The sequence below is a fragment of the Acinetobacter sp. C15 genome (assembly GCF_013420645.1).
In the GTDB taxonomy this organism is placed as follows: Bacteria; Pseudomonadota; Gammaproteobacteria; order Pseudomonadales; family Moraxellaceae; genus Acinetobacter; species Acinetobacter indicus.
In genome coordinates, this window is the sequence record NZ_VOXR01000022.1 from 15483 (window position 1) to 41668 (window position 26186).

Annotated in this window: 29 protein-coding genes and 1 rRNA gene; 15 read left to right on the plus strand and 15 right to left on the minus strand. The window is 45.2% G+C overall.

Annotated elements, in window-relative coordinates:
* Positions 1-45 precede the first annotated feature (45 nt).
* Positions 46-312 (minus strand): metal/formaldehyde-sensitive transcriptional repressor, encoded by a 267-nt coding sequence (locus tag FTT63_RS09820; protein WP_005181098.1) that lies wholly within the window; start codon positions 310-312, stop codon positions 46-48.
* A gap of 54 nt (positions 313-366) precedes the next feature.
* Between FTT63_RS09820 and dmeF the strand changes: the two genes are divergently transcribed.
* Both dmeF and FTT63_RS09830 read left to right on the plus strand, forming a co-directional pair.
* The gene (gene dmeF / locus FTT63_RS09825) at positions 367-1380 is read left to right on the plus strand and encodes a CDF family Co(II)/Ni(II) efflux transporter DmeF (RefSeq protein ID WP_180192217.1); all 1014 of its coding nucleotides are present in this window, start codon (positions 367-369) and stop codon (positions 1378-1380) included.
* Positions 1381-1470: 90 nt separating this feature from the next.
* On the plus strand, positions 1471-2172 hold the full coding sequence (locus tag FTT63_RS09830; RefSeq protein WP_168370826.1) for a DsbC family protein: 702 nt from the start codon (positions 1471-1473) through the stop codon (positions 2170-2172).
* A gap of 72 nt (positions 2173-2244) precedes the next feature.
* Here FTT63_RS09830 and FTT63_RS09835 read toward each other — a convergent pair whose 3' ends face one another.
* From FTT63_RS09835 to FTT63_RS09855, 5 genes are all read right to left on the minus strand, one after another.
* Entirely contained in the window at positions 2245-2505 is a 261-nt protein-coding gene (locus tag FTT63_RS09835; RefSeq protein ID WP_005181091.1) for a GlsB/YeaQ/YmgE family stress response membrane protein, read from the minus strand.
* Between the two features lie 166 nt (positions 2506-2671).
* Positions 2672-3199 (minus strand): hypoxanthine phosphoribosyltransferase, encoded by a 528-nt coding sequence (gene hpt, locus FTT63_RS09840; protein ID WP_168370825.1) that lies wholly within the window; start codon positions 3197-3199, stop codon positions 2672-2674.
* A 70-nt stretch (positions 3200-3269) separates the two neighbouring features.
* Positions 3270-3425, minus strand: a complete 156-nt coding sequence (locus FTT63_RS09845) for a hypothetical protein (RefSeq protein ID WP_005181085.1) — start codon at positions 3423-3425, stop codon at positions 3270-3272.
* Entirely contained in the window at positions 3412-4728 is a 1317-nt protein-coding gene (guaD, locus tag FTT63_RS09850) for a guanine deaminase (protein WP_180192218.1), read from the minus strand. Before guaD ends, FTT63_RS09845 begins: the two co-directional genes overlap by 14 nt.
* A 263-nt stretch (positions 4729-4991) precedes the next feature.
* Positions 4992-5957 carry a TerC family protein gene (locus FTT63_RS09855; RefSeq protein WP_075168119.1) on the minus strand — a complete coding sequence of 322 codons (966 nt, stop codon included), beginning with the start codon at positions 5955-5957 and terminating at the stop codon, positions 4992-4994.
* Positions 5958-6480: 523 nt separating this feature from the next.
* On the opposite strand from FTT63_RS09855, the gene FTT63_RS09860 reads away from it, so the two are divergent.
* Together FTT63_RS09860 and FTT63_RS09865 are read left to right on the plus strand one after the other, a co-directional pair.
* On the plus strand, positions 6481-6813 hold the full coding sequence (locus FTT63_RS09860) for a GNAT family N-acetyltransferase (RefSeq protein ID WP_323126860.1): 333 nt from the start codon (positions 6481-6483) through the stop codon (positions 6811-6813).
* Positions 6814-6851: 38 nt separating this feature from the next.
* Positions 6852-7133, plus strand: coding sequence for a GNAT family N-acetyltransferase (locus FTT63_RS09865; RefSeq protein WP_005181076.1), 282 nt, complete (start codon positions 6852-6854; stop codon positions 7131-7133).
* A 208-nt stretch (positions 7134-7341) separates the two neighbouring features.
* Here FTT63_RS09865 and FTT63_RS09870 read toward each other — a convergent pair whose 3' ends face one another.
* On the minus strand, positions 7342-8733 hold the full coding sequence (locus tag FTT63_RS09870; RefSeq protein WP_180069753.1) for an RNA-guided endonuclease TnpB family protein: 1392 nt from the start codon (positions 8731-8733) through the stop codon (positions 7342-7344).
* Between the two features lie 72 nt (positions 8734-8805).
* On the opposite strand from FTT63_RS09870, the gene tnpA reads away from it, so the two are divergent.
* Together tnpA and FTT63_RS09880 are read left to right on the plus strand one after the other, a co-directional pair.
* Positions 8806-9255, plus strand: coding sequence for an IS200/IS605 family transposase (gene tnpA / locus FTT63_RS09875; protein WP_171294843.1), 450 nt, complete (start codon positions 8806-8808; stop codon positions 9253-9255).
* Between the two features lie 21 nt (positions 9256-9276).
* A complete protein-coding gene (locus tag FTT63_RS09880) occupies positions 9277-9594 on the plus strand; it encodes a hypothetical protein (protein WP_180192219.1) in 318 nt (105 codons plus the stop codon).
* A gap of 7 nt (positions 9595-9601) precedes the next feature.
* On the opposite strand, the gene mpl is transcribed toward FTT63_RS09880, so the two are convergent.
* Positions 9602-10969 (minus strand): UDP-N-acetylmuramate:L-alanyl-gamma-D-glutamyl-meso-diaminopimelate ligase, encoded by a 1368-nt coding sequence (gene mpl / locus FTT63_RS09885; RefSeq protein ID WP_005181071.1) that lies wholly within the window; start codon positions 10967-10969, stop codon positions 9602-9604.
* A gap of 254 nt (positions 10970-11223) precedes the next feature.
* Here mpl and FTT63_RS09890 point away from each other — a divergent pair, with 254 nt between their 5' ends.
* Complete coding sequence (locus FTT63_RS09890; RefSeq protein WP_005181069.1) at positions 11224-11562, plus strand: DMT family protein; 339 nt, start codon at positions 11224-11226, stop codon at positions 11560-11562.
* Between the two features lie 2 nt (positions 11563-11564).
* Here the strand turns inward: FTT63_RS09890 and FTT63_RS09895 are convergent, their stop codons facing one another.
* Positions 11565-12845 carry a DUF2254 domain-containing protein gene (locus FTT63_RS09895; protein ID WP_180192220.1) on the minus strand — a complete coding sequence of 427 codons (1281 nt, stop codon included), beginning with the start codon at positions 12843-12845 and terminating at the stop codon, positions 11565-11567.
* Between the two features lie 288 nt (positions 12846-13133).
* Between FTT63_RS09895 and purE the strand changes: the two genes are divergently transcribed.
* The 4 genes from purE (at position 13134) to FTT63_RS09915 (ending at position 16807) form a co-directional block, all read left to right on the plus strand.
* Positions 13134-13646, plus strand: coding sequence for a 5-(carboxyamino)imidazole ribonucleotide mutase (purE, locus tag FTT63_RS09900; protein ID WP_005181065.1), 513 nt, complete (start codon positions 13134-13136; stop codon positions 13644-13646).
* Between the two features lie 15 nt (positions 13647-13661).
* A complete protein-coding gene (locus tag FTT63_RS09905; RefSeq protein ID WP_180192221.1) occupies positions 13662-14783 on the plus strand; it encodes a 5-(carboxyamino)imidazole ribonucleotide synthase in 1122 nt (373 codons plus the stop codon).
* Positions 14784-14797: 14 nt separating this feature from the next.
* The gene (locus tag FTT63_RS09910) at positions 14798-15040 is read left to right on the plus strand and encodes a hypothetical protein (protein WP_104470775.1); all 243 of its coding nucleotides are present in this window, start codon (positions 14798-14800) and stop codon (positions 15038-15040) included.
* Positions 15041-15523: 483 nt separating this feature from the next.
* Positions 15524-16807, plus strand: coding sequence for a lytic murein transglycosylase (locus FTT63_RS09915; protein WP_075175487.1), 1284 nt, complete (start codon positions 15524-15526; stop codon positions 16805-16807).
* A 42-nt stretch (positions 16808-16849) separates the two neighbouring features.
* On the opposite strand, the gene FTT63_RS09920 is transcribed toward FTT63_RS09915, so the two are convergent.
* The 4 genes from FTT63_RS09920 to grpE all read right to left on the minus strand — a co-directional run bounded on the left by FTT63_RS09920 (position 16850) and on the right by grpE (position 21111).
* Entirely contained in the window at positions 16850-17239 is a 390-nt protein-coding gene (locus FTT63_RS09920; RefSeq protein ID WP_162182855.1) for a hypothetical protein, read from the minus strand.
* Between the two features lie 120 nt (positions 17240-17359).
* Positions 17360-18271, minus strand: a complete 912-nt coding sequence (locus tag FTT63_RS09925) for a matrixin family metalloprotease (protein ID WP_180192222.1) — start codon at positions 18269-18271, stop codon at positions 17360-17362.
* 231 nt (positions 18272-18502) lie between these two features.
* Positions 18503-20443, minus strand: a complete 1941-nt coding sequence (gene dnaK / locus FTT63_RS09930; RefSeq protein ID WP_168369891.1) for a molecular chaperone DnaK — start codon at positions 20441-20443, stop codon at positions 18503-18505.
* Between the two features lie 119 nt (positions 20444-20562).
* Entirely contained in the window at positions 20563-21111 is a 549-nt protein-coding gene (grpE, locus tag FTT63_RS09935; protein ID WP_005181051.1) for a nucleotide exchange factor GrpE, read from the minus strand.
* 831 nt (positions 21112-21942) lie between these two features.
* On the opposite strand from grpE, the gene FTT63_RS09940 reads away from it, so the two are divergent.
* Complete coding sequence (locus FTT63_RS09940) at positions 21943-22194, plus strand: hypothetical protein (RefSeq protein ID WP_087662369.1); 252 nt, start codon at positions 21943-21945, stop codon at positions 22192-22194.
* 243 nt (positions 22195-22437) lie between these two features.
* Here FTT63_RS09940 and FTT63_RS09945 read toward each other — a convergent pair whose 3' ends face one another.
* The gene (locus FTT63_RS09945) at positions 22438-22863 is read right to left on the minus strand and encodes a hypothetical protein (protein ID WP_005181048.1); all 426 of its coding nucleotides are present in this window, start codon (positions 22861-22863) and stop codon (positions 22438-22440) included.
* A gap of 202 nt (positions 22864-23065) precedes the next feature.
* Between FTT63_RS09945 and FTT63_RS09950 the strand changes: the two genes are divergently transcribed.
* A complete protein-coding gene (locus tag FTT63_RS09950) occupies positions 23066-24142 on the plus strand; it encodes an alpha/beta hydrolase (RefSeq protein WP_005181046.1) in 1077 nt (358 codons plus the stop codon).
* A gap of 10 nt (positions 24143-24152) precedes the next feature.
* Here FTT63_RS09950 and FTT63_RS09955 read toward each other — a convergent pair whose 3' ends face one another.
* Positions 24153-24863: an acetoacetate decarboxylase family protein gene (locus FTT63_RS09955; protein ID WP_104470771.1), complete on the minus strand. Its 711-nt coding sequence runs from the start codon at positions 24861-24863 to the stop codon at positions 24153-24155.
* A gap of 97 nt (positions 24864-24960) precedes the next feature.
* Between FTT63_RS09955 and FTT63_RS09960 the strand changes: the two genes are divergently transcribed.
* Both FTT63_RS09960 and FTT63_RS09965 read left to right on the plus strand, forming a co-directional pair.
* Positions 24961-25533: a peptidylprolyl isomerase gene (locus FTT63_RS09960; protein ID WP_005181044.1), complete on the plus strand. Its 573-nt coding sequence runs from the start codon at positions 24961-24963 to the stop codon at positions 25531-25533.
* A gap of 433 nt (positions 25534-25966) precedes the next feature.
* A 16S ribosomal RNA gene (locus FTT63_RS09965) occupies positions 25967-26186 on the plus strand; the annotation flags it as partial.

Consider the following 26186-nt stretch of genomic DNA (forward strand, 5'->3'; position numbering starts at 1 on the left):
TTCAGTGTAAAGGCAGGAATTTTGTGGGTCAATCGAAAGATGGGCTTAGGTATAGCGTTTTAACAATTTTAAAAATTCATCCAGTTCGACTTCATTGACCTCGACCTCATCGCCAATGACATGATGGCGCAAATGCGATTCAATCAGCTCATTCATCAGCCCGTTAACCGCGCCTTTAATCGCAGCCACCTGCTGTAATACTTCGATACAGCTTTTTTCCGGATCATGGATGGACTGTTCCACCGCACTGATCTGACCTTGTAAACGCTTGATGCGATTTAAAACTTTTTTATCTGTATGTAAATGGCCCACACTTCACCTTAATTTCAAATATACTATGGGGGAGTATATTGGACGATTCTCCCCATGCAAAATCATGTTTCTCACCGTACCCATCACCATCAGTTTGATGAAGGCAATCCACTGGCCCAGAAGCGTATATTATATGCTGCGATATTAACCGGTGTCATGATGCTTTTAGAGATTATTGGCGGCTGGATTTTTAACTCGATGGCACTTCTGGCCGATGGTTGGCATATGAGCTCGCATATGCTGGCTTTGGGGCTGGCCTATGTGGCTTATCGGGCGGCGCGTCATTATGCCCAGGATGCCCGTTTTAGCTTTGGTACCTGGAAAATTGAGATTCTGGCCGGTTATAGTAGTGCGATTTTATTGCTGGTAGTGGCCGGTTTTATGGCGTTTCATTCGGTAGAACGCTTATTTTTCTCGGTTAATATTCATTATAACGAAGCCATTCCGATTGCGATTTTAGGCCTATTGGTCAACTTGATTTGTGCCTGGTTACTGCATGATGATGGTCACCATCACCATCACCATCACCATCACCATCACCATCACCATCACCATCACCATGAGTCGGGGCATGGACATGCGCATACACATACAGCGGGAGCATATGATTTAAACCAGAAAGCTGCGTTTATGCATGTGGTGGCCGATGCTGTGACCTCCATTTTTGCGATTGTAGCCTTAATTGCCGGCAAGTTCTGGGGCTGGGATTTTCTTGATGCGGTACTGGGTATTGTGGGTTCGATTCTGGTGGCGCGCTGGGCCTGGGGCCTGATTCAGGAAACTGGACGCACCTTGCTGGATGCCGAAATGGATCATCCGGTGGTGGAAGAAATTCGCGAGGTGATTGCCGAGCTGCCAGGAACAGTCAACATCACCGATCTGCATGTCTGGAAAGTTGGCTGTGACAAGTTTTCCTGTATTCTGGCCGTAGAAACTGAAGATGAATTAAATGCCGATCAAATCCGCACGGCCCTGTCAGTGCATGAGGAAATTGTGCATGTCTCAATTGAAATTAACTCGATTCATCCGGTTTATGTTCCACGTGAAACGTCGTTGTCGATGCTGTAGTGATTCGGTAAATTTCTCTGATAAAAGTGGAATCTTTGTCCCGATTTAAGATTAGAATCGGGCAAGGATTGATAAAGACAAGATTTCACTATGTTTAAACATGCATTCTTGCTGGCCGCGCTCGCGATGAGCTCAACGCTGGCACTGGCCAATGTCGACACCGTCAAAGCCAATTTAAAGCAGCAGCATCCAAACTTGGATATCCAGAATATTCAGGCCACTGAAATGCGCGGGATTTATAGCGGTTCGATGCAGGGTCAGGTGGTGTATCTGAATGAAGATGCCAAGCATATTCTGGCCGGTTCCATGATCCGTTTAAGTGACCAGCAGAATTTGACCAAAGCGCTGCTGGTACAACAAAACAGCATCGACTGGAAAAAACTGCCGCTACAAGATGCTTTAAAAACGGTTCGAGGGACGGGTAAACGTCAGCTGGCCATCTTTTCTGACCCAAATTGCCCGTATTGCAAACAGCTGGAAGTAGAGCTGAAAAAACTCAATGATGTCACCATTTACACCTTTATTTTACCGTTAAAGGCACAATCGGTACGCCCTTCGCAGCAGGTGTATTGTGAAGCCAATCCGGCCCAGGCCTGGGAAGACCTGATTGCCAAAGGTCTTAGCCCGCGTGCGAGCCAGCCCTGTGCCAATCCGATTCAGCGTAATCTGAAACTGGCGAAAAGCTTGGGATTAAACGGCACACCGGCCATTATTTTCTCGAATGGTTTTAAGGTGATGGGCGCCTACCCTGCTGCGCAGATCGAGCAGATTTTCAAGGAATTTGGACTCTAAGCTCAGATTGTTAAAAGTCAGATTTTAGACCATAAAAAAGCACCGGCGAATGAACGGTGCTTTTTTATTGATTTAAACGCGATGTGAGCGTTTGGAAATCATGTTATAGATAAACAGAATAATCAGCGCACCAATCACCGAGGCAATAAAGCCGGCAGCTGAGTTTTCATCATACAGACCGAGGAAGCGACCGCCGTAAGTGGCCAACAGTGAACCGGCGATCCCGAGTAAGGTGGTCATAATAAAGCCTGCTTTATCATCACCTGGATGGATGGCACGGGCAATAAGACCTGCAATAAAACCAATCACGATAGCCACAATAAGTGTCCACATCTCCTGTCTCCTTCTTGTTATGGTTTATCAAGTTGAGTTGTTGCTATTTGATTTATTTTTCAGGATTTTTGAGAGGACAAACAGTAGAGTCCTGCTACAGATTGTAGCTTTTTTGTCCGCTTTGTCGTAAAAAAAGTGGCTGAACGCCACTTTCTTTTGCGGTTGCTTACAGACCGATTTCACCAATAAACGGGATATGGCGATATTTCTGGTTATAGTCGAGGCCATAGCCAACAATAAATTTGTCTTCCACTTCAAAGCCCAGGAATTTAACTTCCAGTTCAATTTCACGGCGTGACGGTTTGCTGACCAGCGTGCACAGCTCAATCGAGTTTGGTTCACGGGTTTGTAAAATTTCCAGTACTTTGCTCAGGGTATTGCCAGAGTCGATAATATCTTCTACCACCAGCACATCTTTGCCACGAATTTCGCCGTCGAGGTCTTTCAGGATTTTTACATCACGCGAAGACACAGTACTGCCGCCATAACTTGAAACGGTCATAAAGTCCAGTTCATGCGGTTTTTCAATGGTCCGGCATAAATCGGCCATAAACAGCACAGAACCGCGCAGTAAACCGATTAACACCAGCTCCTTGTCGCTATTGGCATAATGCGCATTAATCTGTTTACCAAGTTCTTGAACTTTCGCATGAATTTCTTCAGCAGAAATCAATACTTTCATATCAACGGTCATGGGTAGATCCCTAAAAGAGCAAAAAATAAAAAAGGTGTTGACCTGCAACACCCCAAAATATGCCTTAATTTTAATACATCTTGCGGTCAGATGCATCCTCTTTGCTGTCTAAAAAAACAGCATTTTTGACCGGGTGGTCTCTTTTCAGCAATAAGGCCAGACCAATCAGCGTGAGCGCCACCCGCCATTTCGGTTGCGCCCGGCGTATAGGTTTAGTCGCGGACATAGGCACATTGTCCATAAATATAGGTGGCCTGAATATTCCGTTCATCGCCCATGGTCATGAGCGCAAATAGGCTGTCTTCCAGGCCTTTGCTGTGCTGCTGGCGCAGGGTCTGCAAGGCGGTGGCGTTTAAATCCAGCACAATAAAGTCCGCTTCTTTACCGATATTGAAATTGCCGAGCTTGTCATCCAGATCCAGTGCTTTGGCACCGCCTAAAGTGGCATGATACAGTGCTTCATAGGCCGACAGGTTTTGCTCAAGTAGCTGCTGGACTTTATAGGCTTCGCTAATGGTGCGCAGCTGGCTAAACGAGGTCCCTGCCCCGATGTCGGTGCCCAGGCCCATTTTGACCTGTTTCTGCCAGGTCTGATGAATCGGGAACAGGCCACTGCCCAGGAACAGGTTGGAGGTCGGACAAAAGGCAATCGCGGAATCGGTCTGGTGCATACAGTCCCACTCCTGCTCTTCCAGATGCACACAATGCGCAAATACCGAACGTGAACCGGTCAGCCCATAATGATGATAGACATCTAAATAGCCTTTTTGCTCCGGGAACAGGCTTTTGACCCAGGCAATTTCATTTTTGTTTTCACTTAAATGGGTATGTAAATACACATCCGGATATTCAGCTTTCAGCTGCTGCGCTTTTTCCAGTTGTGCCGGCGTTGAGGTCGGTGCAAAACGCGGGGTAATCGCATATAAATTACGGCCTTTTCCATGCCACTTTTCAATCAGTGCTTTAGATTCCTGATAGGCGCGTTCTGGCGTGTCACAGAGTTCCTCGGGTGCATGACGGTCCATCAGCACTTTACCAGCAATCAGGCGCATCTGGTGCTGTTCTGCGGCTTCAAAAAGGGCATCGACAGATTCAGGATGCACGGTACAGAACACCAGTGCCGTGGTGGTGCCATTTTTCAGCAGTTCCTGCACAAAAAATGCAGCAATCTTGTCAGCATAGCTTTTATCAGCAAACTGCATTTCGGTTGGAAAGGTATAGGTATTCAGCCATTCCAGCAGCTGGGTGCCATAGGCGCCCACCATTTCGGTTTGTGGGAAATGAATATGGGTATCAATGAAGCCGGGTATAATCAGCTGATCGGGATAATGCTGCACCGAAACACCGGCCGGAATATACGCCCGCCCCTCTTCCCAGGGACCAAACCAGTGAATTTTCCCGTGTTGGGTAATTAATAAACCATCTTCTACATAGCGCACTTGGTCGTGAATATCACGCGCTTGGGCAACTGTATTCTGAATATCGAGGAAGCGGCCGCGAATTGCCGTCGTTGCAATGACAGAAGACATGAAAAACCTGCACTTGTTTAATTTTTTCGGTTGATTGTAGCTGAAAAGCGCTGCCCTGTATGGAAAATCCAACATTCAGTCACAGACATTGGGTGTCATGCAAAACTGTTGCCAGTTTGGGTGAAATACAAGATGTCCACTGGGTCAACTCTAAAATATTCAGTTAAATCGAGTACTTATACGCTGATATTTAAGAGTAATCCCTGAATATGGAAAATAAAAAAAGCCCGTATGCAACGGGCTTTTTGATCAATCAGGCCACTTTAGAGCGTGGTTTCATGATGCTTGCGACTGTGGCGAATCGACAGCCAGGCAGTAATTGCCAGCACAATCACAATAAAGCTTAGGGAAATCCAGATTGGCATATGGAACACATCCAGCATCAGCATCTTGAAGCCAATGAACACCAGAATAATTCCCAGCCCATACGGCAGATAATGCATTTTGGTGGCTGCACCGGCCAGCAGGAAGAACATGGCGCGTAAGCCTAAAATCGCCATCAGGTTGGCGGTCAAGACAATAAAGGGATCACTGGTCACAGCAAAAATCGCAGGAATTGAATCCACCGCAAAAATCACATCGGAGGCTTCAACCAGAATCAGCACCAGAAAGAGTGGCGTGGCCCAGAGTAAGCCCTCTTTACGTACAAAGAAGCGGCTGCCTTCCAGCTGCGGGGTAATCCGCATATGTTTGCGTAACCATTTCAGGATCGCCATATCTTCGATATTGCTGTCTTCATCGTCCTGTCCACGCAGGAATTTAAAGCCGGTATAGACCAGGAAGGCACCGAACAGATACAGAATCCAGGAGAATTCCTGCACAAACCAGGCGCCAATAAAAATAAAGATGGTACGCAGCACAATAGCGCCCAAAACGCCATACAGCAGGATTTTACGTTGTAACGCTGGTGGAATGGCAAAGGCAGCAAAAATCATCAGCCAGACAAAGACGTTATCAATCGCCAGTGATTTTTCCAGTAAATAACCGGCCAGATATTCCATCACCTTGGTATTGGCGACATCCAGTCCGGCGGTCTGTTTCAGATACAGCCATAGGCCACCACCAAACAGCATGGCCACGCTGACCCAGGCGATACTCCAGTAAGCGGCGGTACGCACCTGAACGGTCTGGCCTTCTTTTTGTTTAAAGCCCAGAAAGTCGATGGCGAGCATGACCATAACAATCGCAAAAAAGGCCAGATACAGCCAGATATTGCCGATAGATTCCATACAATCTCCACATCCGACAATTGGCCATAAAAAACCTTGACCCGTTGCCAGATGAAATAAAAACATCCATAACAACGTGATCAAGGTCTTGCCTACATTGCCCTGCCTGTGCAGATTCAATGCTCAGATACCGACTTTTTGCAAAGTGTAATGACGATAGTCTGACACGTTAAAACCAGTGAGTTTCATCTGGGTTTTAACGCTTGGAGGAGGCTACTCCCCTTGTTCAACAATTCTGTGTTGGGGGAATGCCCCAAAGTCGACAGAGAATTGCATATTTTTAAGTAAAGTGCAATTAGGCTTATTTAAACGGATCGCGAGATTTTTCCTTATAGATTGAAATTCCGAGATAAATGGCTAAACCCACCAACAACAAAATAATGATGAAAAAAAGATCCATAGTTAAAAATATTGAAGTGTGTTAATCATGCAATTAATTGTATCCATATTTTAGCTAAAAACCTAGTCATGTTTCACAGATCATAAAAAATGTAAGTCGCACTTTTCTTTTCTGTCTTTTTCTGTGAATAAAGCAGATACTGACTATTCCAGATGGGAGGATATGATAAAAATGATGGTGCAACACGAAAACAATGACAGCAAAGGGGCCTTTTTTGTTGAAGCCAATGGCGAGCGTCTGGCTGAGATGACCTATTCACGTGCTGGCGAAGATAAAATCATTATTGACCATACCACGGTCAGTGAACAGTTACGTGGTCAGGGTGTGGGACGTCACTTAGTTGAAGCTGCGGTCAATTATGCCCGCGAACAGCAGACCAAGATTATACCGCTCTGCCCTTATGCCAAAGCGGCTTTTGAAAAAGACCCATCTATTCAGGATGTACTTCAACCCTAATTCATCAGGTGACACATAAACTTTAAGGCAGGACAGCAATGGATATTCAACATCAAGAGGCAAAACGTGGCGGTGCATTTTTTATTGAACGGGATGGACAGCGGATTGCTGAAATCACCTATCAATGGCAAGACGCGCATAAAATTGTCGCCGACCATACCTGGGTAGATGATTCATTACGTGGCCAAGGTATTGCCCGCCAATTACTGGATGTGCTGGTCGAGTTTGCCCGGGAAAAACAGCTCAAGATTGTACCGGTCTGTTCTTATGTTGAAGTCATGTTTCGACGCGAGCCCAGCTTGGCCGATGTCGCCGCTTAAGTCTGGCGCTTGAACCCGCCGCCGACTTTGGAGGGTCAGCCAATATATAAAAACCACGAGCATGCACTCGTGGTTTTTGATTGCCGATAAAGACCTTAGCTGTAATCAATGATCACTTTCAGGGCTTTTTCATCTGAAGCGTGTTTAAATACCTCATAAGCCTTATGAACTACTCGGAGCTAAAGCAACCGAGTTTCCGTAGTGCAACCTAAGTTGCACACATCTCTTTTGACGCTTCTACGGTACTGCGAAAAGAAGCTTTGACACCTCTAGTCGTCTTACGAACACCTCCACGCCCACTAGATGATAAATAATTACCATCCAACTGTGTTCCACAGTCTAAAACTAATTTAATTGCTCTGTTCTTAATAACAATTGATGCATTGTGATCTGCATTATCAGCATGTCCACAACTCACGCACTTAAACCTGTCTTGGCTTTTGCGATTGTCGGGGTGAGTGTGACCGCATGAAGCGCACTCCTGACTTGTGTAAGAAGCATGAACCGTAAATACAGCCTTACCTAATTTGACTGATTTATACGTTAAGAATTCTGAAATTCTGTGCCATCCTACATTGAGAATAGCTTTGTTTAACCCTGCTTTAGCTTTAGCCTTATTTGGAATAAAACGTCCGAATTTATCTTTCTTAGGGTTAGGCTTTTTGGTCATCTGTTTGGTATTTAGTTTCTCAAAAATAAATACCTGACCGAATCCATTAGCTAAACTACGACTTGTCTTATGAGCAAAGTCCTTGCGAATATTGGCTTTCTTAGAGTGATGCACCGCAATTCGATGTTTGGTCTTAGCTCTTCGGTTTGAGCCTTTGATTTGTCGAGCAAGTTTTCTTTGCAGTCGCTTAATGTAGCGATCTGCTTTACTCATGTGATTCTTTTGTTCTTTAGAAAAATCGAATTCTTCATGACCTGCATGAACAGGGATTGTGACACCACGATCTATACCCACCACTATTTTTTGTAGTTGTGATTCGTCCATGTCTTGCAAATGATCTAATTGTCTTTTGGCATATTTTTTAGCATCGAATTTCTTGCCGTCAAACTCTTGAATCTCAACACCATCTTCATAGCAGAAAGAAACGAAATATTGACCTCGTTCTTTGCTAATGTGGATGGATTTTGGCTCTTTAAACTCAGCATGAGCTTTAAAATTTAAAGCTCCGATATTGAATTTCTTACCGCCAATAAATAATTTACGCTTATTGTTTTCTACTCGAAACTCAAATAAATCAGAGGTTAGGTGAACAGAACCTTTGTCTGATTTTTTTTTGCGTCTTGGTCGTCCACACACACCCTTAATGGATTTTTTGAGCGTATTAAACCAATTTACGGTTGAGTTCTTTTGAATGGTGCTAGGACAGTTTGCAAGCCATGAACTAATCTCATCTGATTTAAAGTGAGCGTATTTTTGATCTTGGGTTTCATAATAGTGATCAAAAGTTGCAAACTTACGGGCAAATCCTCGAAAGTATTTATCCTCATCGCATTTGGCATTCCAAACGAAACGAGCACAACCCATCCACTGACTTAAAATCAGCTTTTGATGTTCAGTTGGATACACCCTTAACCTGATGCCTGTTAGCAATTAAAAAACCTCTAGTGAATACGCTTATTTTAGCTTAAAATAAGATCAATGTAAATCTAGTGTGTGGTTAATATGTACGAGTGGAGAACAGGTAGATCATGTGTTTTTAACAATATTGTTCATCTAGTATTTGTTACGAAATACCGAAGAGATGTATTAACAATGGAAATGCTTACTTCTTTAAATGAGATTATGAAAGAAACTTGCTTGCAAATGAATTGTGAACTCATTGAGTTTAATGGCGAGGATGATCATATTCACATGCTTGTAAGTGTTCACCCTAAACATTCAGTGTCTAATTTAGTGGGTAAACTAAAGGGCAAAAGCTCTTATGTTTTAAGACGATCTTATTGGGATGAAATTAAGGGAAAATTATGGGGCAACCACTTTTGGTCGCCTAGTTATTGCGTTGTATCTTGTGGTGGTGCAAGTTTAGAAGTTGTTAAAAAGTATATCGAAAACCAAAGAACACCAACTTCTGAAAAAAATGCAAAAAAATCCAAGTCACTAAAAAAGAGCTAACTCGCCCTTAAAAGAGTGAGAATGCGCTCTTTATGCTTGTTCAAAACGGATATCATTGGCGCCATGATAAACCATGGCTTGCATTGTCTGGGACATGGTGGTCATCCTCTTGTTGTGCTTATTGTGGGGCTGCCTGCGCCTTTTCACCTCATCAGGAACCGTTATGGCGCAGGATGTGATCGTTCTAACTTAACAGGAGTCGATGACAAGTTCATCTCTAAAAAACCGTTTTTATTCATATATTTGTATATTTATTTTAATCTATTAAATTGTATGAAAATAAAACAGGGCTGCAGTATCTGGACTACAGCCCTGTTGAATGATGTTTCAGGTCAATAAAACGTGCTTAAGCCGATTTTAATGCACTTAATAATTTCTGGTGCAGACCACCAAAACCGCCATTGGACATGATCACCACCGCATCGCCCTCGCCTGCTTCTTGGCTGACGGTATGAATAATGTCATCCAGCGTCCGGGCAATTTTGGCCTTGTTTGGTGCCGCAGCTACTACTGGCTGTAAATCCCAGTCCAGCCCTTCCGGTTGATACCAGATCACTTCATCGGCCAGACGTGCTGAATGTGCCAGTCCATCTTTATGGCTGCCCATACGCATGGTATTGGAACGAGGCTCAATAATCGCCCACAGTTTGCGTTCACCTAAACGTTTGCGCGCGCCTTCCAGAGTGGTGTCAATCGCAGTCGGATGATGGGCAAAGTCATCATAGACCTCAATGCCGCGTACGGTATCGAGCAGTTCCATACGGCGTTTTACCCCGCCGAAATTGGACAAGGCAGCACAGGCCGTTTCAATCGATACACCAACATGCGCCGCCGCGGCAATGGTTGCCAGGGCATTGGCCACTGAATGCTGGCCGGTCATGTTCCAGCAGACTTCGCCCTGAACCACACCATCTTGCAGCACTTTAAAATGTGAGCCATCGGCCTGTAACTGCTCGGCAGATAGCGCGGCCTGGGCATGTGCAGTCAGTGAGGTGCGGACCACCGGTGTCCAGCAGCCCATTTCCAGCACTTCATCAATATGGGTTTCGGTAACCGGTGCAATAATGCAGCCTTCACTTGGAATGGTACGCACCAGATGATGGAACTGTTTTTGAATCGCCGCCAGATCATCAAAGATATCGGCATGGTCAAATTCAAGGTTATTTAAAATGGCAGTTTTCGGATGGTAATGCACGAACTTGGAGCGCTTGTCGAAGAAAGCAGAATCGTATTCATCGGCTTCAACACAGAAGTATTTGCCACCACCTAAACGCGCGCTTTCTTTAAAGCCAAGCGGAACACCGCCAATCAAAAAGCCCGGTTCCAGACCGGCCTGATCCAGCACCCAGGCCAGCATGGTGGTGGTGGTGGTTTTACCATGGGTGCCGGCCACGCCCAGAACATGCTTGCCTTGCAGCACATGATCGGCCAGGAATTGTGGACCTGAAACATAAGGCAGACCGGCATTGAGCATATATTCCACCGCATCAATACCACGTTTCATGGCATTACCGACAATCACCAAGTCCGGATGCGGCTGTAAATGGCTGCGGTCATAGCCCTGCATTAAGGTAATGCCTGCATTTTCCAGTTGGGTCGACATCGGCGGATAAACATTCTGGTCGGAACCGGTCACGGTATGTCCCAGATCACGCGCCAACAAGGCCAGAGAGCCCATAAAAGTGCCACAAATACCCAAAATATGCAGATGCATCCGCTGTTACTCCACTGCGTGTAGGACCGTACCATTCTTGTTGATGGCCTGGTCATGATGTATTGAATTGTCAGCAACGATAGCAAGGCTGTTTCGGAAAAGATAGTCATTCTTGTAGGGATTCGTTGACTGGAATCCGAAAAAATCAGGCATTTTCCAGGCGGATGCTGACCCTGAAAAAAATCCGCATGGCCACACTGCTTTTTTAGCCTGAAACCGTACAATAGGCTGACGTTTTCTGGATGCTGCCGCCTATGTCCTTCCCTTTACTGCTGTTAATTATTTCCAACTGTTTTATGACCCTGGCCTGGTATGGACATCTGAAATTTTTGCATGGCGCACCGCTGTGGCAGGCCATTTTGTTTGGCTGGATGATTGCCCTGCTCGAATACGCCTTTATGATTCCGGCCACGCGCTTGCTGGCCCAGCATGGCTGGTCACTTGGGCAAATGAAAATTACCCAGGAAGTGGTGACCCTGCTGGTCTTTGTGCCGTTTATGCTGTATCTGTTCAAGCAGCCGTTTAAACTGGATTATCTCTGGGCCGGTTTATGCCTGCTCGGTTGTGTTTACTTCGTTTTTCGTAGTAGCTAAAGTTATTCAGGCTGTGGCAGATGCGGAAAAAGTGCGGCGAAATCCGCTTGAATCAGCGCCCGTTCTGGTGCGAAATCAAAGTGATGTAAACAGCGTTGTAGCACCTGCATCGCCATCTGCGTGGCCGCCTGTCTGAGTTCCGGTTCCGGCACATTCTGCGCAATCATCGACAGGCATTTCAGCAGGCGCTGATTTAACTCCAGATTCTGGGCACAATCGCGGGCCAGCGGCATAAAGCTGCCATAAATCAGGTCTTGCAGATCAAAGCACTCAATACTGAGATGCGGATAATCACAGCGCGTCGCCTCCGGGTCCGGGCGACTGTCAATCAGAATCCGGGTCAGCGCATTCAGCGCGCTAATGCCGGACCCGACATCATTAATTGCACTCGACATGGCTTTTTGCCCGACCTCACTCATCACCAGCAGACAAAAACGCGGATCCTGTAGAAAACTGCGATTGGTTTCAATAATCAGATGCTGCAGAATCTGATCGCGGATCTGCTGTTGCTGTTCTTCGGACAGCGCCTGCGGGCTATAGACCTCGACCAGCGCAGTCATCGGATCTAAAAATTTGCCCGGCATAGATGGCAGATGTAAATGCAGTTGCTGCTGCGCGGCAATCTGCTCCAGTCCGGCCAGATCGACATGGTTAAAATAGCCGGTTGTGCTGCTATAGACGCAAAAGCTGGGCGCAAAGGCAGGCTTCTGCCCTGTTGCTCCCAAATCCGGTTGATGCCGGAACTGGCCCAAGGCCTTTTTGGCCGCAGTTTCAATCTTGTCGATGGTGGTGGTTAAATTGCCGAGTTTGGACAGGGTTTGTACCCAGTGAATCAGGGTATAAATCAGGTACATCAGCACCAGAATGGTACTGATAAACAGCACAAAACGTCCGGATGGACCGTAGTACTCCAGCCCCAGGGCAATTTTGGCAATCACTGCATAAATAAAAGCGGAAATAAAACTGGAAATGGCCAGCCGGGTGTTGTCAGCGCTCATCATCAAGCTATAGGCACGTGGTGTGCCGCTGCTTGAAGCCGAAGCAAAAGCTGCCACCATAATCGACAATGAGAAGGTCGTCACTGCCAGCATGCTGGATGCAATAATATCCAGCAAGCTGCCCAAGGTGTCGATGCTGATATTCGGTACCGTACTGGCCGGAATAAAATACTGGCTGGCGATGGCAAATAATGAAAAAAATGTCGCAAAGATGGCACCCAGCGCCGGCATCAGCCATAAGTTTTCTGAAGGGTTTTGTAGCCAGATTTTAAGTTTGAACCACATGGAAACTGCCCTGAAAATATCTTTAATCTAATCTTAAGTTATTCATTACAAAAAGCTTTATCTTGATAGTTATAGCGTTTTTTTCACCGCTGTATGTCCTCTTTTTGTATTTTTGGCCTATTGCCATCATTGTATTTTCTTCAGTTTTACAAACAGATAATTTTAATCTTTATTCTTGCGCCGAACTTTAGCCAGCCGGTTTTTCAGTCTATAATACGGAGCTTATTCATTAAAGCTTGGCTCTCGTCGAGATTTATCTTTTTTCACTTAGTCTCTGGAACATTAGCAATGAATGCGGCCGCAGCACAAGACGCTCCTCTCGTTGGAATTATTATGGGTTCTCAATCTGATTGGGCAACTCTCGAACACACTGCCAATATGCTCAAGCAGCTTGGTGTCCCATTTGAAGCGGAAGTGGTTTCTGCGCACCGTACCCCAGACCGTTTATTCGAATATGCCGAAACTGCGCGTGATCGTGGTATTCAGGTGATTATTGCCGGTGCGGGTGGCGCTGCCCATTTACCGGGCATGTGCGCAGCCAAGACTGATCTTCCAGTGCTGGGTGTGCCGGTTAAATCTTCTATTTTAAATGGTGTCGATTCACTGCTGTCGATTGTACAAATGCCGGCCGGAATTGCGGTGGGTACCTTGGCAATTGGTCCGGCCGGTGCCACCAATGCTGCCATTATGGCTGCCCAGATTCTGGGTTTAACGCGTCCAGAGATTGCGAAAAATGTCGCTGATTTCCGTGCAGCGCAAACCGATAAAGTGGCCAGCAACAATATTCCGGGTCAGGCTTAATACGGGACATTCCTTATGAATAAAACCATTGGTATTTTTGGTGGTGGGCAGCTTGGTCGTATGATGGCGCAAGCCGCGTTACCACTCAATATTCAATGTACTTTCTTTGAAGCCAGTGCAGATTGCCCTTCTGCGGCTTTAGGTACGGTCTATTCAAACGCAGCTGAACACGGTTTGCAGGATTTTATCCAGAGTGCAGATGTGTTTAGCCTGGAATTTGAAAATACCCCGCTGGCTGATGTCGATGTCTTGACCCAAAGTAAAGCGTTGCATCCGCCGCGTCAGGCGCTGGCGATTGCGCAAAACCGTCTGCAGGAAAAAGCCTTATTTGATGCACTGCAGATTCCGGTGGCGCCGTATAAGGCGGTTGATTCGCTGGACAGTTTACAGGCGACGGTGGCTGAATTAGGGCTGCCGATTGTACTGAAAACCGCGACTGGCGGTTATGATGGTAAAGGCCAGTTTGTGCTGCGTAGCGCCGATCAGATTGATCAGGCCTGGGCAGAACTCGGCCCTGCCGGCTTGCTGATTGCAGAAAGTTTTGTCACCTTCTCGCGTGAAGTATCAATTATTGCGGTACGTGGCCAAAATGGCGATGTCAAAACCTGGCCATTGGCTGAAAACCATCACCATCACGGGATTTTGTCGCACTCGATTGTACCGGCACCGAACAGCACTGACTTGCAACCGGTGGCGCAAGACTATATTACACGTTTGCTGAATCATCTGAACTATGTTGGTGTGTTGACACTAGAACTATTTGTCACTGAAAAAGGCCTGTATGCCAATGAAATGGCACCACGCGTGCATAATTCAGGGCACTGGTCGATTGAAGGCGCCGTCTGTTCACAGTTTGAAAACCATGTCCGTGCAGTGGCTGGTTTGCCGCTCGGTTCGACTGAGGTGGTGCGCCCGACAGTGATGGTGAATATTATTGGTCAGCATCCAAAGTCGGAAGATGTGTTGGCGTTAAATGGTGCACATCTGCATTTGTACAATAAAACCGAACGCGAAGGTCGTAAAATCGGGCATATTACCCTAATGCCAAACGACAGCCGTGAACTGACTTCACTGTGCCGTCAGCTGGCGAAAATTCTGCCAAATCCGCTGGCCTTGAGTGAAGATATGAGCATTTAACTGCAGATTCGTTTATGAAAACAGCGGTCCCTCAGCGGGCCGCTTTTTTTATGCCAGAAATTCGGGCAAGATTGCGCTCTTTTTTCGCCAGCTGCCATTGGTCGGCTGGTTCAACAACAGGCTTGATTGCTTCAGTCCAGATCTTTTATAACTATAAATGGCTAAAAAACAAACATAAATACAGAGCATCTGAAAAAATTAAAAATGAATTCAAACACAGATTTTATTTTAAATTTAAATCTGAATATGCAGTTTGAATTTAAAATATCCGCTGAACTTTAAATTCAAAATTATGAATTCAAATCTGTTTGTAGTTTTAAATTTAAAATTTGAATTTAAAACCTGCGAAATAAATTCAAAAACTGCAATTTAAATTTAAAAAGTACAGATTTACGGTCCGGTGGATGGGTTTTGTGGATAAGTTTTCCTGAAATAAATTTAAAAATGATGATTTAAATTTAAAACCAGCGCTGTTTTGCAGGTGTGGATAACTTTTACTGGTTGAAGTCTGAAAAAATGAATTTAAAAGAATGAATTTAAATTTAAAAAATAAGAAAACCGAGATTTGAATTTAAAAATACTCAAGATTAGATCTGTGGATAAAAATTTTTAAATTCAAAACTGAAATATGAATTTAAAATGAAGCAAAATAAATTTAAATTTACGTTTTTACCCTGTCATTTTATGGCTCAGCTGTTATGGTAAAACCAGTTTTAAATTCAAATGACATAAGGGATAGTATGCATCGCTTTGCTTTTGTTTTCGGATCTTTGGCATTGGCTGCATCTCAGCTACATGCAGAACTGATTATTAACGGTCAGCCGGTCACCACCACGGCGCCGGTGCCAAGCACCATCCAGCCTCAAAATAATTTCCAGGCCTGTCTGGCCAATTTACGCGGTCAGGCCATGGCCAAGGGCGTCAGTGGCAGTACTTATGACCGCTATACCCAAAATTTAACGCCAGATTATTCCGTGATTGAACGCCTGAATTATCAGCCGGAATTTTCGACGCCAATCTGGGATTATCTGTCTGGTCTGGTCGATGAAGAACGCGTACAACTGGGCCAGCAAAAACTGGCCGAGCACCGTGAGGTGCTGAACCGGGTTGCAGCAGCTTATGGTGTACCGCCAGAAACCGTGGTCGCGGTATGGGGTGTAGAAAGTAATTTTGGTGATATTTCTGGCCGTTATCCGTTATTGCAGGCTTTAGGTACTTTAAGCTGTGAAGGCCGTCGTCAGAGTTATTTCCGCGGCGAATTCTTTGCCGCCATGCGTATTTTACAACGCGGCGATGTGCGTGAAGATCAGCTCAGAGGCTCATGGGCCGGGGCATTTGGTCATACCCAGTTTATGCCATCGACCTATGAAGAACTGGCAGTGGATTTTGATGGTGATGGCCGCCGTGATCTGGTCTCAAGCACCACTGATGCCTTGGCATCAACCGCCAATTTCCTGAAAAAACGTGGCTGGCAAAGCGGACAACCGTGGGGCTTTGAAGTGAAATTGCCCGCAGGCATGTCGGTCAGTGGAGAAGGGCGCCGCAATAAAAAATCCTTAAGCAGCTGGGTCAATCGTGGGCTAGTACGAGCCGATGGCAGTGCCTTGATTCAGGGCAATCTTTCAGGCAGCAGTCAGGCCGGTTTGCTGACACCGGCAGGCGGCAATGGCCCGGCTTTCCTGGTGTTTAAAAACTTTGATGCCATTTACAGTTATAACGCCGCGGAAAGTTATGCCTTGGCCATTGCGCATTTATCCGACCGTTTACAGGGCAAAGGCCCGTTTGTGACGGCATGGCCTACCGATGATCCGGGCACTTCACGCGCAGAACGTCGTGAAATCCAGCAGTTTTTATTAAATCGCGGTCATGATATTGGTGCGGTAGATGGCCTGATTGGTGATAAAACCCGTCAGGCGATTCGTCAGGAACAGATCCGCCTGGGCTTAAGTCCCACCGGGCGTGCCGGACAGCAGGTGTTACGCGCTTTTCGTAATGAAAATGCCAAACTGATGATGCTGCAATAAATAAATATGCAATAAAAAGGGCGCCTTATGGCGCCCTGATGTTTATTCAATATCTGAGGTATCAATCTTCACGGCTTCTAAAATATCAAAAATCACCGTGGTTACATCCTGACTCAAATCACGGTTGTTAAACACCTCATAGGCCGTAATGGTGACATCGGTGTCGCTTGGCAGCAGTTTTTGTTCTTCTTCAATCAGGTGATTGACCGGCAACAGGGTCTGTTTAATTTCTAAATGCAGGATATCTTCAAACTCGACATTTTCTTCTTCGAGTTCAATCATCTGCTCATTAAAATATGGCAATAGAATAGAGTAGAGATACGGCTGAATATCGACGATATCAAACAGTTCAATATCACGCGTTTGTTCAATCGTGCTGATGTGGTCATTTACTTCAATCAAAATATGGTAGTAACTCACATTAATCTCCACAAACATTCCTGTTGAAATTGCGGCTTTCACAATAACATGAAATAGCCAGAGAGGGCAGTGCTGTTGGCGATAAAGCCCCGGTTTTCTAGATTAACTTGTAATGAAAAGCATCAAATGTATTTAACGCTGCTGCAAAAGTGCCAAATCGGCGGCAGTTAGTTGAAAATGATCCAGATTTTGCTCTTGCATGAGAGGATGCATCAGGGCATGTGGATCATGGGTATGCCCCAATCCCAAGGCGTGACCGAATTCATGTGCCAAGGTTAAACGCAGGTCGGCGGCTGACTGAAACTCATAGATGAGAATAGTTTTGCCATCAAAACTGCCTTTATCAAATAAACGCGGCTGAAAGCGCTGGTTAAATTGCTGCACCGAAGCATCAATTGACTGATTTAGCTGGTTGAGGGCATCGATCTGTTGGTTCAAGCCTGCAATACGCACATTAAACTGTTGAATTTCAGCCTGTAAACTGGCGGTTTGCTGTTCGAGTTGCTGACGCTGCAGGTTTAAAGAGCTGCGCTGTATGGCTGATGCACCGCCTTGCTGGTTCAGCTGCTGCACCTGCTGGTTATAGGCATTCAGCTGTTGCTGTAACTGGGCATTTTTAAAAGCCAGCTGCTGGTTCAGTTGCTGAATCTGCTGTTTGACTGCCTGCACTTGGGTCTGTTGGCGTTCCCAATGCTGCTGCTGTTGCTCAATCTGGCCCATCTGCAGGCGACGCTGTTCCGATTCATATTGGCGTTCATCATAAATCAGGCGGATTGCCAGTCGTGCTTGTGGATCATAGACAAAATAGTCCTGACCAGTACCCTCTGTCCAGATTTGTGTGGCCTGTTGGGCCAGTTGCACTACCTCGGCATGACTTAAACCAAAGCGCGGGTCCACTTCGGCAATCCGGTAACGCAGCCGGGTATCCAAAGGTGCCTGAATCCGGGTCAGCAGGCTGTTGTGCTGCAGCTGCGGATGTTGCTGGTTCTGATACCACAGCATGGCGGCAAACAGCAGTAACACAATCAGGATTAAGGGACGCATCACGCAGATTGGGTTTCCTGTAGAGAGGGGGCAATTAACTGCACATCCGCATCTGTGTGATCGATTTTCTTTCCTTTATATAGCAGGAGAAAAGGATCAAAAGCAGAGTAGGCCAGATGGGGTGTCTAACTAGCTTAAAAAAGCCGCAGAGATGAAACAAGTCTTTTTTGCTTTCAAGCAGATATAAAAAAAACCGCGCTTACGCGCGGTCTTTTTGTTTAAAGTGACAAATTATTTTTTGTCATCTTTCACTTCAGTGAACTCAGCATCTACAACGCCATCGTCCGCTTTTTGCTGTTGGCCAGCATCACCACCGAAGGCATTCGGGTCAAAACCTTGCGCAGCGCCTTGGCCTTGAGCTGCTTCATATGCACGTTGCGTAATTGGCATGATGATGTTTTGCAGTGCTTCAGTTTTCGCTTTGATCGCGTCAACGTCATTTTCTTTGGTTGCTGCTTCAAGTTCTGAAACTGCTGTTTCTACCGCAGTTTTTTCATCAGCAGTCACTTGTTCGCCAAGATCTTTTACTGCTTTTTGAGCAGAAGAAACCAGGGCATCTGCTTCGTTACGTGCTTTTGCCAGTTCTTCAAACTTACGGTCTTCTTCAGCATTCGCTTCAGCGTCTTTGATCATCGCTTCGATTTCAGCATCAGACAAACCTGAGTTTGCTTTAATCTGGATCGATTGCTCTTTACCCGTGCTCTTGTCTTTCGCAGACACTTTCAAGATACCATCCGCGTTGATGTCGAACGATACTTCAATTTGTGGCACACCACGTGGTGCAGGTGGGATATCACCCAACTGGAAGTTACCCAACAATTTGTTTTGTTGAGCCATTTTACGTTCACCTTGGTAAACTGAAATGTCTACTGCAGGTTGGTTATCTGCCGCTGTAGAGAACACTTGTGATTTTTTCGCAGGGATTGTGGTGTTTTTCTCGATGATTGGAGTTAACACGCCACCCATTGTTTCAATACCAAGTGTAAGCGGTGTTACGTCAAGTAAAAGAACGTCGTTCTTGTCACCCGAAAGTACAGCACCTTGAATCGCCGCACCCATTGCCACAGCTTCGTCAGGGTTCACGTCTTTACGTGGCTCTTTACCGAAGAACTCTTGTACTTTTTGTTGTACAAGTGGCATACGAGACTGACCACCAACCAAGATTACGTCAGAGATGTCAGAAGTCGAAAGACCTGCATCTTTAAGCGCAATACGGCAAGGCTCGATGGTACGCGCTACTAGGTCAGCAACCAAACCTTCTAATTTCGCACGTGTTACGTTGATCACCAAGTGTTTAGGACCAGTCGCATCAGCCGTGATGTATGGCAGGTTGATTTCAGTTGCATTTGAAGAAGAAAGCTCGATTTTTGCTTTTTCAGCCGCTTCTTTCAAACGTTGTAACGCCAGTGGATCGTTTTTCAGGTTGACGTTTTGTTCTTTCTTGAACTCTTCAACCAGGTAATCGATCAACGCGTTATCGAAGTCTTCACCACCTAAGAAGGTATCACCGTTAGTCGACAATACTTCGATTTGCTGGTCGCCATCAAGATCCGCAATTTCAATGATGGATACGTCGAAAGTACCACCACCCAAGTCATAGACTGCAACTTTACGGTCGCCTTCTTTCTTGTCCATACCGAACGCTAACGCCGCAGCAGTAGGTTCGTTGATGATACGTTTAACGTCTAAACCAGCAATTTTACCGGCATCTTTAGTCGCTTGACGCTGTGCATCGTTGAAGTATGCAGGAACGGTTACAACTGCTTCAGTAACAGTTTCACCGAGGTAATCTTCCGCAGTTTTCTTCATTTTTTTCAGAACTTCTGCAGAGATTTGCTGTGGTGCTAATTTTTTGTCGTTAACTTCAACCCAAGCATCACCATTGTCTGCTTTGATGATTTTGTATGGCACCAGACCGATATCTTTTTGTACCGCTTGGTCTTCATAACGACGACCGATCAGACGTTTGATTGCGAACAATGTGTTTTTCGGGTTAGTTACTGCTTGACGTTTCGCAGACTGACCGACCAGGATTTCGCCATCTTTATACGCAATAATAGATGGAGTTGTACGCGCGCCTTCAGCGTTTTCAATTACTTTAACTTTATCGCCTTCAAGTACCGCAACACATGAGTTGGTTGTACCTAAGTCAATACCAATGATTTTAGCCATTTGGATGTTTCCTCAAAAATTTTATTGTGCTTTACACTTGTTATCCGATATGAGAGCCGTTCAATTTTTTTCAAGTTAAAAATATGAAAAAATTTCACCAACTCCCGAATTTATGAGGCTTAAGCGCCGACCATAACCATTGCAGGACGCAATAAACGGCCATTTAAGCTATAACCTTTTTGCAGTACGTTGCCAATTTCGTTGGCTTTGGCTGTTGGATCAATGCCCACCGCCTGATGTAAATCTGCATTGAAACCGTTCGCGGTATCTACCGCCACAATGCCGAATTTCTCTAAAGTCGTCAGCAGTGATTTCAGCGTCAGTTCCACCCCTTCAGACAGCGGGGTTTTTTCTTCGCCAGCTGCGGCAATAGCACGTTCCAGGTTATCTACGCTATCGAGCAGTTCTTTGGCAAATTTCTCCAGCACTGCTTCTTTATGCTTTTCAGATTCACGCTGAATACGCTCGACACTCTTTTGCGCTTCATACACTGCATTGGCGGTACGCGCTTTTTCAAGTTTTAAATCGCCTTCGAGCTGCGCAATCTGTTCTTGTAAAGACTCAACGGAAACGTCTGCCTGCTCGGTTTCAGCTTGAGTTTGGGTAGTATCTTGTTCTACTTGCTCTTGTTGCAGATCTTGAGCGTCTTGGTTGTGCTCGGTTGCCATTGATTTACTCCGTTTAAATGGGTTCTTAAACATGTACAGTCCTTCTGGCATCAGTATTGACTGGTTCATTCTGAACTGCCATGAGTGATGAATTTCGTAATTATTAAAGAAGTCGGGGCAGGGGATAAAAATTCAAGCGGTGCCAGTCATTAAATCTGCAGAAATTTGCTGAAAAAACATACATTCTTTTAATTTTTGATCTTTTTAGCAGGAAGGGTGCAGGAAGATACTACGAGGCTGAAACCCCAATTTATGGGAAAATGATTTTAATTTTAAGTCCGGATAAATTCTGTAGATGCTGTTGAGTTGTCTATACAAAATTTTTAAGTTGATTATTCTTTATACATAAAAACGATCAGAATGAGTGAAAAATACTATTTTACAGGGCAAGGTCAACTTTGTATGATTGCGCCCAGATTCTATCGCTGTAGTTTCTTTTGATATTTTCTTGAAATGTGTTTTCTGGCTTATCCGCCCTCTGGATAAGCCTTTTTTTTGCCCTAAAGATTTTAAAAGTGCCGCATTTACACTGTTATCTTTTCGCAAAACTAGCCGTATGTTGTGTAGAGCACGCTGTTTTCTTCCTCTAAAATAATTCTGCACTTTCGTTCTTTTTTATTGCTGTAATCTATAACAAAAACAGCAGATTAATCCTGCTGATTCCTTCCATTGGCTGTAAAAATAGCTGCATCTTCATGTTTATAAAAAACTGCATAACTCGTACCGGTGGATATAAAAATTTAACTTTTTATCTGCCCAGCCAGTGCTGAAATTTTGAAAGTATAGCCAGCGCAAAGTTGGACTTTGTATTTTTCAATGAATGAGGATCGAATGATGAAAAAAATGGGTGTATTGGCTGTGGCCTTGTTTGCTGGACTGGCGGTGGTAGGTTGTAGCAGTCATGAAACGGCACAGGCACCAGAAGTGGCACAAAATCCGGAGCAACCTGAAACGGTACAGGTGACTACCATGCCGGTAGAAGCGGGGGCTGAAGTGGGCGTAGCCGCAGAAGTCACTGCCCCGGCCGCTGCTGCACCAGCAGGGCCGGAAGCACCGGCGGTTGAGGCACAGCCACAGCCCTAAATTCAACGCTGTCTATTTCAAATGAAACAGGACTATCAATTTAAATCAGGGAGGAAAATTTAACTTCTCAACAGGGAGATCAAACTAATAGGCCAGGGAAGGTCATGCTATTTTCACTATTATTATGGAAGGTCGTTATTTTTCTGTTACAGCGCTTTCAATCAAAGCACCTGGCAAAAATAAAAACCCGAAAGCCAGTTTTCGGGTTTTTAAACTGTGCATCGTACGCTGTCAAATACAGGATTAATCACGACGGTCACGTTGCCGTTTGCGATATTCTTCCATCCGTTTACGCTGTTCTTCGACCCGTTTTTTACGCTGCTCTTGCTGTTTGCGTTCGACTTGCTGGCGTTTACGGTTCAGTTCGGCGCGTCGTTCGCGTTCCCGTTGTAACTGCTGACGGCTTTGTTCGGCACGTTTACGTTCCAGTTCACGTTTTTGTCGATCCCACTGCGCTTCGCGTTGGCGTTGTTGCTGTAAGCGTTTTTGACGTTGTTCATATTCCCAACGCTGACGTTCTGTCATGCGGCGATAATCATAGTTACGGTCGTAATCCCGGTCATAACGGTGATCATAGCGGCCATTGTAGTGGCCATCTTCAGGGAACGCGACACAACCGACCGCTAAAAATACGGTCGCACAGGAAACCAAGAGGAGTTTTCTAGACATGGTGAGCGTCCTTTTTCTATCCGGATTAGCAAAATCAATCCCTCTGTATCATCAAAATTGTCAATGACACCTTATAGAAATAAGATTAGCGTATATAAATTCTGAATATGTAGGTCGATGACTGGACTTCTATAACGAAATAGTTACTAAACTACTGATCATGTAGAAAATGTGAAGAATGAATAAAAAAGGAAGATGATAGATGAGTGCGTATCAACAGAAACTGCAAAAAATCATTGATAACAGTCAGGGTACGGTGGTGCGAACACTCGATCATTTACCGTGTGTGGCGCAGGAATCACTGGCGCGCGCCTTGGGCTATCCTTATCAGTATCCGCAACTTGATCCCCTCATTAAATGCATGATGGCGGCCCAAATCAAGCAGGGGCGTATCGGTTTTATTGGCGAAAATCCGGCGCAATCGCGTCAGGCTTTTGATACTCAGATGAAGGCGATCCGTAAACAGCCGACCTATGTCAAACGGGTCGAAGATTTACGTTTAAGCCTGCAAAGTGGCACCATTTCAGCCCGTTATTATCATCCTGCACCGCATAAAAAACTGCCGTTGATTGTGTTTTATCATGGTGGTGGTTTTGTGGTGGGCAATCTCGATACCCATGATGAAGTTTGCCGGCTATTGGCGCATGCCGCTCAGGCGCAGGTGGTCAGTGTCGATTATCCACTGACCCCCGAGGTTTCACCGACACAGCTGATTCAGTGCTGTGAAGATGCTTTGGCTTGGGTGTATCAGCATCGCCGTCAATTTAATATTCTGAAAAACCGTATTGCCGTGGCGGGTGACAGTGCTGGTGCCAATATTGCTACCGTGGTGTCACAGCGTAGTAAAAATACCGCCTATGCACCGCATGCCCAGTTACTGATTTATCCAGTGGTGGATTTTAAAAGCCGTCATCCGTCGTTCTTTGCCTATAAAGATGGTCTGGTGCTGACTGAGCAGGATATTGATTTCGTCACCGAGTATTATGCGTTACAGCACAATATGGCACTGGATGATGCCCTGATTTCACCAACCTACGGCAATTTAAGAAAACTGCCGCCGACCTTTATTGTGACGGCCGGGCATGATGTGCTGCACGATGAAGCGGAAATTTATGCGCACAAGCTGCGTCAGCAAGGGGTCAAAGTCCAATATAAGGAATATACCGACCAGACCCATGGTTTTATTAATTTAACCCCGGTTTCGCGGCGTGCTAAAAAACTCACGCTCGAGCTGGGCAAGAATTTCAGAAAATTTTGGGATCGACCACGCTTCTTTTAAAAGGGGTAACTTAAAAAGGCCGACTCAGATTTTTTCTGGTTTCACGTGGAACAGCGGTTTTGGTTTTAATCTGCGCTTCGGGGAATAACAGATCAAACTCCGGTACATAAAAACTTTGTAATAGTCGGGCCTGGGAAAAATCAGGAAAAATATCCTGGGTATTTTGCCATTCCACCGTTTTGAGTTTAGATAAACGGCCGCGAAACTTCGGACTAAACTGGTAGCGCTGGCCTTGCCAGGCCTGCTGAATGGATAAAAATGAAGCCGGAATATGGTGGCTATTGATATAAAACGAGGTGCTGTTTTTCGGCCGCTCCAGACAAATTGACATCTCTTGCTGCTGATGACGCACAATACAATAGGTGCGACCTTCTTTTTCCAGCCATTCAAATTCGGCCAGCTCTTTCGGAATGCCCCATAACTGCTGGCCATGCACTAAAGAGGCCTGAGTCGAGACATAAATCTTGGGGATGGTCGACAAGCGATGTTTATACAATAAAGGATGATCCATAATTAACAGTTCATCATACGGACCCACTGGTGAATCCTGATAACGGATCAGCATCACATTGACCATGCGTCCTAAAGGAGACGGGGCCAGCCGAAAACGCTTGGCTGTTTTCAGGAAAAAAGGGTTCAGCCAATAATTCAAAATAAAAGCATCGCCGTGTAAGCGCCAAGGCGGATGCGCAAAAATCTGCTTCTGGATATTGTTATTCATCTTATTCTCAGGATTTGAAAGGAACAGCTAATGTTTTCTTCATACTGAACAATTAATATAAGTGAAGCAAAACATCAAACCACGGATTCGTAAAGAAATGTTAAAACGTAGCGTTCTTATGGCCGCCAGCCTTGCCTTTAGTGCCTCTGCATGGGCTGCCAATTCAATGATTGAAATGAAAACTTCCATGGGCAATATTGAAATTGAACTTTTTAACGACAAAGCGCCATTGTCAGCAGCCAATTTTGAAAAATATGTCAGCAGCAGTTTTTATACAGGTACCATTTTCCATCGCGTCATTCCGGGCTTTATGATTCAGGGCGGCGGTATGGATGCAGCCATGGTGGAACGTCCGAATACCCGTCCACCGGTCAGAAATGAATCCTATAATGGCCTGAGCAATCAGCGTGGTACTTTGGCGATGGCACGGACCAATCATCCTGATTCAGCCAAAAGCCAGTTTTTTATTAATCTGGTCGATAACGACTTCCTGAATAAAAGTCCACGTAATGCGGGTTATGCCGTGTTTGGCCGTGTTACCAAGGGGATGGATGTGGTCGATAAAATTGCCAAAGTACCGACCCGCAATGTTGGTGTGCACCAGAATGTTCCGGCTCAACCGGTGAAAATCCTGAGTGTGAAGATAAAACCGGCAACGGCAAAAAATTAACGAAAATAAAAAGCAGAAATATAAATTAAATATTTCTGCTTTAAAATTAGAAGTTTATTTCAAAGATCGGGTAAAAATGCTCCATATTGGTGCATAAAAAAGAAACACTCGATAAAACAAGATGCTAAAAGCACTTGCGTGTGTAAGAAATTGTCCTATAATGCACCCCATACCGACGAGATACACGGTGATGAACGAGGCGGATCGCTGAGTTGTCGAGTGTTTTGAGTCCAGCTTCTGGCACTGACGAGGTGTTGGAAAGATCATTAAGAGATTATGAAGAACAACTTGTGTGGATTTTTACTGGTTGATTGATCGAATATATTTTCATTAATTGATTGGTTTAAATTACTCGAAGTTTATTTGAGCGAATTTAAGTCAGTAATTGATGAGCCAAGTTTAAGAACTTTACTTATAAAGTTCGAAATGATTTTAACTGAAGAGTTTGATCATGGCTCAGATTGAACGCTGGCGGCAGGCTTAACACATGCAAGTCGAGCGGAGCGAGGGTGCTTGCACCTTAGCTTAGCGGCGGACGGGTGAGTAATGCTTAGGAATCTGCCTATTAGTGGGGGACAACATTCCGAAAGGGATGCTAATACCGCATACGCCCTACGGGGGAAAGCAGGGGATCTTTGGACCTTGCGCTAATA